General features: G+C 70.2%; 10 protein-coding genes, 1 pseudogene and 1 riboswitch. Of the genes and pseudogenes, 3 read left to right on the forward strand and 8 right to left on the reverse strand.

Annotated features, from left to right (window positions below):
* Positions 1-29: 29 nt before the first annotated feature.
* Positions 30-1,208 (forward strand): Glu/Leu/Phe/Val dehydrogenase dimerization domain-containing protein, encoded by a 1,179-nt coding sequence (locus ACIQWG_RS16545; protein ID WP_404095659.1) that lies wholly within the window; start codon positions 30-32, stop codon positions 1,206-1,208.
* Positions 1,209-1,276: 68 nt separating this feature from the next.
* Entirely contained in the window at positions 1,277-1,897 is a 621-nt protein-coding gene (locus tag ACIQWG_RS16550) for a TetR family transcriptional regulator C-terminal domain-containing protein (RefSeq protein ID WP_404095661.1), read from the forward strand.
* Between the two features lie 166 nt (positions 1,898-2,063).
* Here ACIQWG_RS16550 and ACIQWG_RS16555 read toward each other — a convergent pair whose 3' ends face one another.
* The 3 genes and pseudogenes from ACIQWG_RS16555 to ACIQWG_RS16565 all read right to left on the reverse strand — a co-directional run bounded on the left by ACIQWG_RS16555 (position 2,064) and on the right by ACIQWG_RS16565 (position 6,617).
* Positions 2,064-2,849: an SGNH/GDSL hydrolase family protein gene (locus ACIQWG_RS16555; protein ID WP_404095663.1), complete on the reverse strand. Its 786-nt coding sequence runs from the start codon at positions 2,847-2,849 to the stop codon at positions 2,064-2,066.
* 264 nt (positions 2,850-3,113) lie between these two features.
* Entirely contained in the window at positions 3,114-4,076 is a 963-nt protein-coding gene (locus ACIQWG_RS16560; RefSeq protein ID WP_404095665.1) for a LysM peptidoglycan-binding domain-containing M23 family metallopeptidase, read from the reverse strand.
* A 4-nt stretch (positions 4,077-4,080) separates the two neighbouring features.
* Positions 4,081-4,238: riboswitch (cyclic di-AMP (ydaO/yuaA leader) on the reverse strand.
* Positions 4,239-4,545: 307 nt separating this feature from the next.
* Positions 4,546-6,617: pseudogene (locus tag ACIQWG_RS16565) on the reverse strand (alpha-galactosidase).
* A 180-nt stretch (positions 6,618-6,797) separates the two neighbouring features.
* Between ACIQWG_RS16565 and ACIQWG_RS16570 the strand changes: the two are divergent.
* Entirely contained in the window at positions 6,798-7,595 is a 798-nt protein-coding gene (locus ACIQWG_RS16570) for a tyrosine-protein phosphatase (protein WP_404095667.1), read from the forward strand.
* A gap of 30 nt (positions 7,596-7,625) precedes the next feature.
* Here ACIQWG_RS16570 and ACIQWG_RS16575 read toward each other — a convergent pair whose 3' ends face one another.
* From ACIQWG_RS16575 to ispG, 5 genes are all read right to left on the reverse strand, one after another.
* Positions 7,626-7,748 carry a DUF6126 family protein gene (locus tag ACIQWG_RS16575; protein ID WP_108709603.1) on the reverse strand — a complete coding sequence of 41 codons (123 nt, stop codon included), beginning with the start codon at positions 7,746-7,748 and terminating at the stop codon, positions 7,626-7,628.
* Positions 7,745-8,389 carry a helix-turn-helix domain-containing protein gene (locus tag ACIQWG_RS16580; RefSeq protein WP_404095670.1) on the reverse strand — a complete coding sequence of 215 codons (645 nt, stop codon included), beginning with the start codon at positions 8,387-8,389 and terminating at the stop codon, positions 7,745-7,747. The genes ACIQWG_RS16575 and ACIQWG_RS16580 overlap by 4 nt, the downstream gene beginning before the upstream one ends.
* A gap of 145 nt (positions 8,390-8,534) precedes the next feature.
* Positions 8,535-9,920 carry an aspartate aminotransferase family protein gene (locus ACIQWG_RS16585; RefSeq protein WP_404095673.1) on the reverse strand — a complete coding sequence of 462 codons (1,386 nt, stop codon included), beginning with the start codon at positions 9,918-9,920 and terminating at the stop codon, positions 8,535-8,537.
* Positions 9,917-11,860 (reverse strand): 1-deoxy-D-xylulose-5-phosphate synthase, encoded by a 1,944-nt coding sequence (dxs, locus tag ACIQWG_RS16590; protein WP_404095676.1) that lies wholly within the window; start codon positions 11,858-11,860, stop codon positions 9,917-9,919. Before dxs ends, ACIQWG_RS16585 begins: the two co-directional genes overlap by 4 nt.
* A 31-nt stretch (positions 11,861-11,891) precedes the next feature.
* Positions 11,892-13,067, reverse strand: a complete 1,176-nt coding sequence (gene ispG / locus ACIQWG_RS16595) for a flavodoxin-dependent (E)-4-hydroxy-3-methylbut-2-enyl-diphosphate synthase (RefSeq protein ID WP_404095679.1) — start codon at positions 13,065-13,067, stop codon at positions 11,892-11,894.
* Positions 13,068-13,071 lie beyond the last annotated feature (4 nt).

Consider the following 13,071-nt stretch of genomic DNA (forward strand, 5'->3'; position numbering starts at 1 on the left):
CCGGGACCGGCCCCGACCCCGGAGACCCCATGACCACCCCCCTGCTGTCGCTCACCTGGACCGACCACGTCACCGGCCGCCAGGGCTTCCTGGTCGTCGACCGGCTGGTGCGCGGAGTGGCCAGCGGCGGGCTGCGTATGCGGCCGGGCTGCACGCTGGACGAGGTCACCGGGCTGGCCCGCGGCATGAGCATGAAGGAAGCGCTGCACTACGACCCCGAGGCGCGGTATGTCCCCCTGGGCGGCGCCAAGGGCGGCATCGACTGCGATCCCCGGGATCCGGAGGCGTACGGGCTCCTGGTGCGCTACCTGCGAAGCATGCGGCCGTACATCGAGAACTTCTGGACCACGGGCGAGGACCTCGGGCTCAGCCAGGACGTGGTCGACCGCGCGGCGGCCGAGGCGGGGCTCGTGTCGTCGGTCCAGGCCGTGTATCCGCTGCTCGACGACGAGGCGGGTGCCCGGCGCCGGCTCGCGGAGGCGTTCGCGGTCCAGGTCGACGGCATCGGCCTCGACGAGCTGGTCGGCGGGTGCGGGGTCGCGGAGTCGGTCCTGACGGCTCTGGACCGGGCAGGTGTGCCGTACTGGAGGACCCGCGTCGCGATGCAGGGTCTGGGCACCATGGGCGGGGCCACCGCGCGCTTCCTCACGCGCGCGGGGCTCACGGTCGTGGCGGTCGCCGACATCAAGGGCACGATCGCCAACCCGGCGGGCCTCGACATCGAGGCCCTGCTGGCGGCGCGCGACGCCCACGGCACGGTGGACCGCGCGGCGCTGCGCCCCGGCGACCGTGAACTGCCGGGCGACGCCTGGCTGTCGGCCGAGGCGGAGGTGCTGGTTCCGGCGGCGGTCTCGTACGCGATCGACGCCGCGAACCAGGCGCGGGTCACCGCCCGCTGGATCGCCGAGGCGGCCAACATGCCCGTACGGCCCGACGCGGAGGAGATGCTGGCCGCGCGGGGGGTCACGGTACTGCCGGACGTCGTGGTGAACTCGGCCACCAACGCCTGGTGGTGGTGGACGCTGTTCGGGGACATGGGCCCGGACGCGGACGAGGCGTTCGCTCACATCAGACGCTCGATGCGCGACCTGACCGATCTCACCCTGGCCCGCGCCGAGGCCGACGGGACGGCCCCCAGGGCCGCCGCGCACGCCATCGCCGCGGACCGGCTTCCGGAGATCACCGAGCGGTTCGGCTGGCACCGATGACACCGGCCGCGGGGACCTCCTCGGCAGCGGCCGAGGGGTGGCTCGTGGCGAGGCTTTAGGGTGACGGCGTGGCAAGAGTGCGGTTGAGCGTGGCGGAGCGGCGGGAGGAACTGCTGCGCGCCGCCGTGGAGCAGATAGAGGCGCGGGGCGTGGCGGCGGTCAGGATCGCCGACGTGGCCTCGTCGCTCGGCGTGAGCAACGCTCTGGTGCTCTATCACTTCGCGACGAAGGAGAAGCTCGTCGCGGCCGCCTTCACCCATGCGGCAGCGGACGACCTGGCTCATCTGCGCAAGCTTCTGGGCCGCCGCACGACGGCGCTACGACGGTTGCGGGCGGCCGTGCGCTGGTACGCGCCCACCGGCCAGGCCAAGGGCTGGCGGCTGTGGATCGAGGGCTGGGCGGCGGCACTGCGCGAACCCGCGCTCCAGGAGGTCATCCGGGGTCTGGACCGGCAGTGGAAGGCGGCCATCGCCGAGGTCATCGCCGAGGGTGTCGCCGCGGAGGAGTTCCGCTGTCCGGACCCGACCGGCGCGGCACTGCGCCTGACGGCCCTGCTCGACGGGCTGGCCGTACAGCTGACGTCGTACCCGGGCGCGGTCTCCCGCGCGTGTGCACGCGAGTGGGCGGACGAGGCGCTGGCCCGGGAACTGGGCCTGGAGCGAGAGGCGTTGACGGCGTCGACTCGGTGAGGTGCGCGGACGCCGGGTTCCCTTCGGGAGGACATACGTCCGGGCCGCACCGACCAGTCTTCGGTACGGCCCGGAGGCACCGGTGCCTAGCGCACCGCTCTCAAGCCACGGCCTGATGGCTCGTGCACCGCACTCAAGCCACCGACCGATCACTCGCGCACCGCACTCAAGCCACCGACTGGATCCGCATCTTGATGTCGTCCGGAGACATGGCGCCCTTGGCCGTCACGTGGTCGCCCGAGGACTCACCGCGCAGTCGCCGCCCGATCCACGGCACCAGGTACTCACGCGCCCACTGGACGTCGTCCCGGCGGATCTCCAGCGTGCCGCGCGGCGGGAGCGGCGGCCAGGGCTGGTCCGGGTCCGCGGGAATCTCCAGGCCGAGGACCTGACCGGCGCGGAGCGCCACGCGCGTGTGCCCCTCGGGAGACAGGTGCAGCCGGTCGCCGTCCCAGGCCCGGCGGTCCTGAACGGTCTTCAGGGACCACAGGTCGAGCACGGGGCAGCCGTACCGGTCGGCGATGGCCCGCACATGACCGTTGTACGTGGCGATCTTGCCGCGCAGGTGCTTCAGCACGGGCACGCCGCGGGTGTCGAAGCCGGTCGTCACCATGACGGTGCCGACGGCTGAGGTGAGCCGGACGATGGCCCGCTCGAAGCGCTCGGCCACCTCGTCGGGGTCGGTTCCGGGCCGGATGATGTCGTTGCCGCCCGCGCAGAACGAGACCAGGTCCGGGGCCAGTTCGACGGCCTTCGGAAGCTGGTCCTCGACGATCTGGTCGAGGAGTTTGCCGCGCACGGCGAGGTTGGTGTAATCGAAGTCGCCCTCGGGGCGCCGGTCCGCGAGCAGGACCGCGAAGCGGTCGGCCCAGCCGACGAACGCCCCTTCGGGGCCGGGGTCGCCGACGCCCTCGGTGAAGCTGTCCCCCACCGCGACGTACGACCCGATCACTGATCTGCTGTCACTCTTCGAATCGCCTGTCACATCGGGACATGATTCACCTTTGGATGTGACCTACGCGACCGTAGGCAGGGGTTGACGAGCGGTGAGATAAGCCACTCCCCAAGTGTTCACCAAACGTGGAATAACCCTCCGAGCAGGGCTGTTGGACGGCCGATCACCGCACCAGGACCACAGGCATGCCGAAGGCCGGACCCGGGGATCGGGGGTCCGGCCTTCGGCTGCGTGTCAGGCAGGTGGTTTCGCGGGGGGCCGTCAGCCGATGGCGACGCCCTTGGAGCGGAGGTAGGCGACCGGGTCCACGTCGGAGCCGTAGTCCGGCGTGGTGCGGATCTCGAAGTGCAGGTGCGGGCCGGTGACGTTGCCGGTCGCGCCGGAGAGGCCTATCTGCTGGCCCGCGGTCACGGTCTGGCCGGCCGAGACGGAGAGCGAGGACAGGTGGGCGTACTGGGCGTAGTAGCCGTCGGCGAGCTGGATGACGACCTGGTTGCCGTACGCGCCACCCCAGCCGGCGGAGACGACGGTGCCCTGGCCGACCGCCTTGAGCGGGGTACCGGTGGCGGCGGCGAAGTCGACGCCGGTGTGGTAGCCGCTGGACCACATGCTGCCCGCGACCTTGTAGCCGGTGCCGAGGGAGGCGCCGGACAGCGGGGCGGAGAACCCGTTGACGGTGCTCGTGGTGTCGGCGGCCGAAGTCGTCTTCGCGGCCGCCTTCGAGGCGCTCGAATCCTTCTCGGCCGACTCGGTGGACGGCTTCGAGGAGGTCTTGGAGGGGGTCTTCGACGAGGACGAAGACGGGGCGGGCGACGAGGACTTGGGGGCGCTCGTCGCGGCCTTCTTGCCGTTGATCGTGAGCTTCAGACCCGGGTGGATCAGCGACGGGTCCTCGCCGACGGCCGAGCGGTTGTCGGCGTAGAGCCGCTTCCAGCCACCGTTGACGTTCTGCTCGTCGGCGATCTTCGAAAGGTAATCGCCCACCTTCACCGAATAGGTCCGCACGTCGGCCTTCTTGTCGCCGGCCTTCTTCTCGGCGGCCTTCTCACCGGTGACCGGAAGGGACTGAACGGCCTTTTCCGAAACGGACTGCTGGGGAGCGGCGTGGGCGCCGGCGGCCCCCATCAGCGGGAGAGCGAGAGCGGCGCCACCGGTTCCGGCGACGGCGATGGAGCGGGTGAAGCGCAGGGACTTCGGGCGTCGGTGCTTACCCTTCGCGGGCATGGCGAATTCCTCTCCGGCGCCTGCGAGGTGAGCTGTCGGGTGCGGGCTGGAGATGCCCGGCCGCGTCGGGACGCGACTTGACCCCAAGCCGTTCCGGAGACCGGAACAGGCGGTTGTACCTGTGGGTCCCCCGCTCCTGCCGTGGACGGGTGAGTTAGCGCGGGATCCGGTCGGCGGCAGGATTAGGCGTCCGTCCGGATTGGTCGTGAACGTAAGCGAGGAAGACGCACGGGAACAAGTGAGGGGTTCCGTCCGAATGCGTTCCTGTTGATCCCTTGTGGGAATTACCGGTCACCCTGAGTGAATTCTGGGGGCGTCGCCCGACTCAAAGCCCCTTGAAAAACATGTGAATTACGTGGACATGACGGACGACGCACGGTCACGAATATGACCCTGCTCACGTGACACCGCTCCAGCTTCCTTCATTCCAGAGCGAGTTGGAATGAAGGCAGCAATTCGGACAGAACGGCTAGATGCGACGGAGGTGAATAACTGCCGCATCCAGATCGCCCCGAAGGTCGACTTTCAGCCCGTGATGCACCAGTACAGCCCCTCGGTGAACTTCGCCCGTTTCAGGGCATTCATACCTACCTGTCGGGTCGATACCGCGGAGCCGCAGAGCCGGCAGGGGCTCGCCGAAGCTCTGAGCCTGAAGCCATGCGAGAACGACCGTCTCGTCCCCGAGCACGTACTGCACCGCGCTCAGCCCGCCCCGCGGGGGCCGCAGCCGGTACAGGTGGCCCCGCTGCACGAGGGGGCGGATCTCCTTGTAGAGCGTCACCCACTCCCGCGCCTCGGCGAGCTCCTCCTCGGTCCACCGCTCCAGGTCGCCGCCGACCCCGAGCACCCCCGCCATGGCGCTGACGAAACGGAAGCGCAGCGAGCTCGCGCGCCCGTTGAACATGGTGTTCGGGCTGTCGGTGACCCAGGCCGCCATGACCCGGGCGGGGTGGATCTGACTGAAGCCGTGCTGCATGGCGAGCCGGTCGAGGGGGTCGGTGTTGTCCGAGGTCCACACCTGGTCCGTGCGGCTCAGCACGCCGAGGTCGATCCGTCCGCCGCCACCCGAGCAGGACTCGAAGGCGACACCGGGATGAGCCGCGCGCAGCCGGTCGAGCAAGCCGTACAGGGCACGCACATGGTCGACCCACAGGCGCTGCGGATACGGCTCACCGGGCCAGCCGGCGTCGGCGAAGCAGCGGTTGAAGTCCCACTTCACATAGTCGATCGGCGCGCTGGAGAGCAGCCCGTGGAGCTGTTCCCAGAGGTACTCCTGGACGTCATCGCGGGCGAGGTTCAGTACGAGCTGATTGCGGAATTCCGTACGCTTTCGTCCCGATTGGTGCTGAACCCAGTCCGGGTGGGCGCGATACAGCTCGCTGTCCGGATTGACCATTTCCGGCTCGACCCAGATGCCGAACTGCATGCCGAGCTCGTGCACGTGCTCGGCGAGCGGCTTGAGGCCGGACGGGAAGCGCTCGGGGTTGGGGGTCCAGTCGCCGAGCCCGGCGCGGTCGCTGGTGCGCGCGCCGAACCAGCCGTCGTCCACCACGAACAGCTCGACACCGATGGCCGCGGCCCGCCGAGCGAGCGCGCTCTGCTGTTCCTCGGAGATGTCGAACTCGGTCGCCTCCCAGGAGTTGAACAGCACCGGCCGGTCCTGGTATCGGCGTCAGGGATCACATACGCGCGCTGGTACGCGTGCCAGGCGCGGCTGGCCCCGCCGAAGCCTCCGTCGCTCCATAGGCCGGCGAAGACGGGCGTCGTGAAGGACTCCCCCGCGGCCAGCCGCAGCAGGCCCGAGTCGTCGTGTCCGGCCCCGCCGGTGATCTGCACGCGCGCGTCCGGAAGTTGGGCGACGGCGATGCGCCAGGACCCAGACCAGGCGAGGGCACAGCCGTAGACCTCGCCGCGTTCCTCGGTGGCGTCCGTGTCGAGCGCGACCCACGGCAGATGCTGGTGCCCGGTGTGCCCGCGGCGACTGCCGATGACCTTCTCGCCGTACGTGAGCGGGGCCTGCACCAGCCGGGACTCCGCTCCCCAGCGGCCGTGCAGCTGGGACAGCCGCCAGTCCTCCCGGTAGGGCAGCGTCCAGGTGGCCGAGTCGGCGCGCAGCAGCTCCAGCGCGGGCCCCTCGTTGTCCAGAGCCACCCAGCGCTCCACCACGTCGTCGCGCATCCGGTAGTGCAGGGTGACGTTCAGCCCGCCGTCACGAAAGCGCAACCGCAGCTCGTCACCCTCGGACTCGTACCGCACGAAATCCCACTCGGTGCCGCGCCGCCCCTCGGCGCGCACGGACAGCGCGGGGCGCACGAAACGCGGGCCGCCCTCCACCGGGTACTCCTCGTGCCCGTCGAGCGGGGACTCGAAGGACGAGTGCTCCGGCAGCGGACGTACGGCGAGGGCCTCGGCGTCGGCGAGTTCGATCCGCGGGCCCCAGTGGAGGTGCAGCAGCTCGTCGCCCTCGGTCAGATGGACGGCGTAACTGCTGGTCGGCCCGGAGAGGAGCCAGATACGGCCCGTTTCGGAGATCTCCAGCATCAAGCCCCCACAGAGACGAACAGGTGCGATCAAGTACCAACATCATCTAGGGCCGGGCGGCCCCGGGGCAACGCCTGTGGACAACTCATTGGCCCCGGAATCCATGTCGTATCGTCAAGAGCGCACCCCGTCGGCCGCACCGCAGAGCCGCGCCGCCGGGGCCGACTGGGAGGAGCCCCCGTGACGCAGCAGATCCCGTCGACCGAGCCTGAACTGGCCGGGGTTCGCAATTTCCGTGACGTGGGTGGACTGCCGACGGTGGACGGGCGACGGGTGCGGCAGGGGGTACTCTTCCGCAGCGGCCATCTCGCGCACGCGACCGCCGAGGACGCCGTCTTCCTCGACTCCCTGGGGCTGCACACGATCTTCGACTTCCGCAACGCGGCCGATCAGAAGCTCGAAGGGCCGGACGTCGAGCTGCCGGGCGTGCGCAATGTGAACCTGCCGCTGTCGGACCCGGCGGACGGCGCGGAGTTCTGGAAGATGGTCCGGGACGGCGATCTCGACCAGCTGCGGGAGATCCTGGCGGACGGCAAGGCGGCGAACCGGATGATCGCCTCCTACCGTTCGATCATCAAGGAGCGCACCGGCGAGCACTCCCAGGTGCTGCACGCGCTGGCCGAGGACAGCGTGCCGGCCCTGATGCACTGTGCGGCCGGCAAGGACCGCGCGGGCCTGTCCATCGCTGTGACGCTGCTCTCCCTCGGCGTGGAGCGCGAGGCGATCGTCGCCGACTACCTGGAGTCCAACGCCAAGCACCGTCGCTACAAGGTGAAGCGCAACGGCAGCGGTGCCTCGGTCTACTCGCCCGAGATCATGGAGCTGCTCAGCCCGCTGTTCGACGCGCGGGCCGAGTACCTCACGGCGGCCTTCGAGACGATCGAGGAGACCTGGGGCGGCGTCGACACCTACCTGGAGCAGGGCCTGCGGATCACTCCGGAGACCCGGGAGCGCCTGCGGGAGCGGCTGCTCGACTGACGCCCGGCCGCTGCCGCGCGCCCGCGACGCCTACTGCCCGCCGCCCGCCTCGAACAGGAAGTACACGAAGGCGGCGAAGACGTGTCCCACCGCGATGTAGATGATGAGCCGCACCCAAAGGGCGCGCGGGAACTTCTCCTCCATGTCACTCATGGCGTCTCTCCGATCGTGGGGCCCAGGCACAGGGCGGCCGTGGGGCTCTGTAGCAAGGTGTGGACGAACAGCAACTCGACCCCGCCCTGGTCCTGGGCGGCGATCCGGTGCGGGGTGAGCGAGTCGAAATGCGCGCTGTCACCGGGCGCGAGCCGGTGCGTGGTGTCTCCGAGGCGCAGGCGCAGCCGCCCGTGGAGCACGTAGAGCCACTCCTCGCCGGGGTGCACGCGCACGATGTCGCCCTGGGTGTCGTAGGGCACATGGACGCGCAGCGCCTGCATCCCGCGCCCGGGTGCGCCGGCCTGCCGGTAGGTCCAGCCGCCGGCCGCGGTCGGTTCCATGTCGTCGACGCGTACGACGGCGTGCCGGTCGGCGACCGTCTCGCCGAGCAGCTCGGAGACCGTCGTACCGTAGATACGGGCGAGGGCGAGCAGCATCGGCAGGGAGGGCTGGCGCTGCCCGGTCTCCAGTCGGGAGAGGTGGGCGGGCGACAGTCCGGCGGCGCGGGACGCGGCCTCCAGGGTGAGGGAGGCGCGGCGGCGCAGCGCGCGGAGCTGGGGCGCGACGGCGGGCAGGGCATCGACCAGCCCCGTCTCGTCGGCCGCGACCCCGGGTTCCGGCTCGGTGTCGGGAGAGCTCATGCCCTCCATTCAGCCCCAGGCTTGCCTCTGCGGCAAATTTATTGCCTCAGAGGCAAACGACCGGCGAGTGCCCGAGACGGAGGGCGGCGGTGAAGGCCGCCGCCTGCGCGTGCGACCGCGGCGACCGGGCGCGCGTCGATGTCCTCTAGCGGTTGGCGACCGCCTGCTTGATCAGTGTCTTGCCGAAGTCCCACATCAGCCCGCCCCCGCTGTGTGCGTCGTCCATCACATCGGTGAAGGCGTCGACGAAGCGGTCCACCTCCCGCTCGCCGATGATCAGCGGCGGGATCAGCTTGATGACCTCCAGATGATCGCCGGAGACCTGCGTGAGGATGCGGTGCCGTCGCAGCAGCGGTACGACGACCATCTGCGCGAAGAGGCCCTTGCGCGCGGCCTGGAGCATGGTCCAGCGGCTTCGCAGCTTCAGCGAGTCGGGACGGCCGAACTCGATGCCGACCATCAGGCCCCGGCCGCGGACGTCGGCGAGCAGCTCGTACTTGTCGGTCAGCGCCGCGAGCCGGGACCTCAGCTGCTCCCCGGTCGCCCGCGCGTTGGCGACGATCTGCTCGTTCTCCAGCACGGACAGGACCGCGAGCCCGGCCGCCATGGCCTGCGCGTTGGACCCGAAGCTCGCCGAGTGGACCAGCACCCGGTCCATCGACGAGTAGACCTTCTTGAAGATCCAGTCCTTGCCGAGCGTGGCGCCCACGGGCACATACCCGCCGGACAGCGCCTTGGCCACGCACACCAGGTCCGGCTCGACCCCGTCCTCGTGCTGGTAGGCGTAGAAGTCCCCGGTGCGGCCCAGCCCGGTCTGCACCTCGTCGGCGATGAGCAGCGCCTTGTGCCGGTGCAGCAGTTCCTGGGCGGCCCGCAGATAGCCGGGCGGCGTCTCGTGCACGCCCTTGCCCTGGATCGGCTCGACGATCAAGGCGGCCACGTCGCCCTTCTTCAGCTCCCGCGCCAGGGCGTCGAGATCGCCGAGTGGTACGGCCGTGTCCGGCAGCAGCGGGGCGAAGCCGTCCCGGAAGCCGGACTCGCCGTTGACGGACAGCGAACCGGTGGTCAGCCCGTGGAAGGCGTGCTCGCAGTACAGGATCCTGGGCCTGCCGGTGACGAACCGCGCGAACTTCAGGGCGGTCTCCACGGCCTCCGTGCCGCTGTTGCCGAAGAACACCCGGTCCAGGTGCGGGCTGTGCGCCAGCAGCTTCTCCGCCAGCAGCCCGGGCAGCGGCTGGCAGTCGAAGCGGGTGAGGTCGGCGAGCTGTGCGTCCAGGACGTCGTGCAGCGCCTTGCGGACGACGGGATGGTGGCGCCCCAGCCCCATCACCCCGAAGCCGGCGAGCATGTCCAGGTAGTCGTCGCCGTCCGCGTCCCAGAAGTACGCGCCCTCGGCCCGCACGTAGACCTTGTCGAAGCCGATGGTGTGCAGCATGCGCGGCAGCTGGTGGTTCAGGTGCTTGCCGTGCAGCTCGTAACGCTCGGCCCCGCGCTCGGCGAGCAGGCGGCCGAGGTCGAACTCCGTGGTCATTCGGCTTTCTCCTTGACCGGTACGACGGTACGACCGTCCTGGCCGTCGTCGGCGGGGCCGCCCTCGGCCTCCTTGAGGGCCAGGCTCGCGCTGATCCGGCCGGCGATCTCCACGGGTGTGAGCCCGATGTCGGCGAGCACCTCGGCCCGCTTGGCGTGCGCGAGGAACTGCTCCGGGATGCCGAACCGCCGAACCGGCACATCGACATCGGCGTCGCACAGCGCCAGCGCGACGGCTGCGCCGACCCCCGACGAACGGCTGTTGTCCTCGACCACGGCCACCATCCGGTGCTGTGCGGCCAGCGGCGCGAGTGCGGGGTCGACGGGCTTCACCCAGCGCGGGTCGACGACCGAGCAGTCGATCCCGCGGGCCTGGAGCAGCTCGGCCGCCTGGAGGCACACCGGAGCCATCACGCCGACGGCGACCAGAAGGACGTCCGCCTCCGGCCCGGACCGGTGCAGCACGTCCAGCCCGCCCACCCGGTCGACCGCCGGGATCGACGGCCCGACCGACTCCTTCGGGAACCGTACGAGCGTGGGCGCGTCGTCGCAGGCCACGGCCTCGCGCAGCTGTGCCCGCAGCTGGTCGGCGTCGCGCGGGGCGGCGATCCTGAGGCCGGGGACGACCTGGAGGATCGACATGTCCCACATGCCGTTGTGGGAGGCCCCGTCGGCGCCCGTGACGCCGGCCCGGTCCAGCACGAACGTCACTCCGCAGCGGTGCAGCGCGACGTCCATCAGCAGTTGGTCGAAGGCACGGTTCAGGAACGTGGCGTAGACGGCGACGACCGGATGCAGCCCGCCCGTCGCGAGCCCCGCCGCCGACACGGCCGCGTGCTGTTCGGCGATCCCCACATCCCACACCCGGTCCGGGAACCGCTCCGCGAACTTGCCGAGCCCGACCGGGTGCAGCATGGCCGCCGTGATCGCCACGACGTCCTCCCGCTCCTCCCCGATCCGTACCATCTCCTCGCCGAACACCGACGTCCAGGAAGGCCCGTTGGACGGGGCGAGCGGCTCGCAGGTCATCGGGTCCATCACGCCGACGGTGTGGAAGTGGTCCTCCTCGTGGGCGAGGGCGGGTTCGTAGCCGCGTCCCTTCTCCGTGAGGCAGTGGATCAGCACGGGCCCGTGGAAACGTTTGGCACGCCTGAGCGCGGACTCGACGGCGCCGATGTCGTGTCCGTCGATGGGGCCGACGTACTTCAGGCCCAGATCCTCGAAGAGCCCCTGCGGCGCGAAGGCGTCCTTGAAGCCCTTCTTGGCGCCGTGCAGTGCCTCGTAGACGGTGTTGCCGACCACGGGCGTGCGTTGCAGTACTTCCTTGCCCCAGGCCAGGACCCGCTCGTAGCTGTCGGTCGTGCGCAGCGTGGCCAGGTGGTTGGCGAGACCCCCGATGGTCGGGGCGTAGGACCGCTCGTTGTCGTTGACGACGATGATCAGTGGCCGGTTCTTGGCCGCCGCGATGTTGTTCAGCGCCTCCCAGGCCATCCCGCCGGTCAGCGCGCCGTCGCCGATCACCGCGACGACATGCCCCTTCTCCCCCTGCACCTGGCGCGCCTTGGCGAGCCCGTCGGCCCAGCCGAGCGCGGTGGAGGCGTGGCTGTTCTCGACGATGTCGTGCTCGGACTCCTCACGGGAGGGGTAGCCGGACAGGCCGCCCTTGCCGCGCAGCTTGGAAAAGTCCTGACGGCCGGTCAGCAGCTTGTGCACATAGCTCTGGTGACCGGTGTCCCAGACGATCCGGTCCACCGGCGACTCGAAGACCCGGTGGAGCGCGATGGAGAGTTCCACCACCCCCAGGTTGGGTCCGAGGTGTCCGCCGGTCCTGGCGACCGCGTGCACCAGGAACTCCCTGATCTCGTCGGACAGTTCGCCGAGTTCCGCCTCGGACAGCGCCTTCAGGTCGCGTGGTCCCCGGATGCTCTCCAGAATCGTCACGCTCGGGCCCCCTCTCGGTCCGTGCCTTGCCTCAACTCACAGTCACTTCTGGTTCCCCCGTGACGATGGAGGCGCCCGTGGCGTCCCCGTCCTGCTCCATCTGCTCGGCGATCTTCATCGCCTCTTCGATCAGCGTCTCGACGATCTTCGACTCGGGAACGGTCTTGATGACCTCGCCCTTCACGAAGATCTGCCCCTTGCCGTTGCCGGAGGCGACCCCCAGATCGGCCTCCCGTGCCTCACCGGGGCCGTTGACCACACAGCCCATGACGGCCACCCGCAGCGGCACCTCCATGCCGTCCAGGCCGGCCGTGACCTCGTCGGCCAGCTTGTAGACGTCGACCTGCGCGCGCCCGCACGAAGGGCAGGAGACGATCTCCAGCCTCCGCTGCCGCAGGTTCAGCGACTCCAGGATCTGGATGCCGACCTTGACCTCCTCGGCGGGCGGGGCGCTCAGCGAGACCCGGATGGTGTCGCCGATGCCCCGCGACAGCAGCGCGCCGAACGCGACCGCCGACTTGATCGTGCCCTGGAAGGCGGGCCCGGCCTCGGTCACGCCGAGGTGCAACGGATAGTCGCACTGGGCCGCGAGCTGCTGGTACGCCTCGATCATCACGACCGGGTCGTTGTGCTTGACCGAGATCTTGATGTCCCGGAAGTCGTGCTCCTCGAACAGCGACGCCTCCCACAGCGCGCTCTCCACGAGCGCCTCGGGTGTCGCCTTGCCGTACTTCTGGAGCAGCCGCCGGTCGAGGGACCCCGCGTTGACGCCGATCCGGATCGGAGTGCCGTGGTCCTTCGCGGCCCGCGCGATCTCCTTGACCTTGTCGTCGAACTGCTTGATGTTGCCGGGATTGACGCGTACGGCCGCACAGCCGGCCTCGATCGCGGCGAACACGTACTTGGGCTGGAAGTGGATGTCCGCGATCACCGGGATCTGCGACTTGCGGGCGATGGTCGCCAGCGCGTCCGCGTCGTCCTGTGTCGGACAGGCGACGCGCACGATCTGGCACCCGGAGGCCGTCAGCTCGGCGATCTGCTGGAGGGTGGCGCCGATGTCGGACGTACGGGTCGTCGTCATCGACTGCACCGACACCGGGGCATCGCCCCCGACCGCCACCGGGCCGACCTGGATCTGCCGCGACACTCGCCGCTCGGCGATCGGCCGGACCGGTACCTCGGGGACGCCCAAGGGGATGGCGGTCATGGCC

The sequence above is a fragment of the Streptomyces sp. NPDC098781 genome, from assembly GCF_044759995.1.
In the GTDB taxonomy this organism is placed as follows: domain Bacteria; phylum Actinomycetota; class Actinomycetes; order Streptomycetales; family Streptomycetaceae; genus Streptomyces.

Bases quoted from the DNA above. Each gene is read 5' to 3' on its own strand.
- ACIQWG_RS16580 (WP_404095670.1), bottom strand. From the start codon at position 8,389: ATGAGCTCTCCCGACACCGAGCCGGAACCCGGGGTCGCGGCCGACGAG.
- ispG (WP_404095679.1), bottom strand. From the start codon at position 13,067: ATGACCGCCATCCCCTTGGGCGTCCCCGAGGTACCGGTCCGGCCGATC.
- ACIQWG_RS16560 (WP_404095665.1), bottom strand. From the start codon at position 4,076: ATGCCCGCGAAGGGTAAGCACCGACGCCCGAAGTCCCTGCGCTTCACC.
- ACIQWG_RS16575 (WP_108709603.1), bottom strand. From the start codon at position 7,748: ATGAGTGACATGGAGGAGAAGTTCCCGCGCGCCCTTTGGGTGCGGCTC.
- ACIQWG_RS16585 (WP_404095673.1), bottom strand. From the start codon at position 9,920: ATGACCACGGAGTTCGACCTCGGCCGCCTGCTCGCCGAGCGCGGGGCC.
- ACIQWG_RS16545 (WP_404095659.1), top strand. From the start codon at position 30: ATGACCACCCCCCTGCTGTCGCTCACCTGGACCGACCACGTCACCGGC.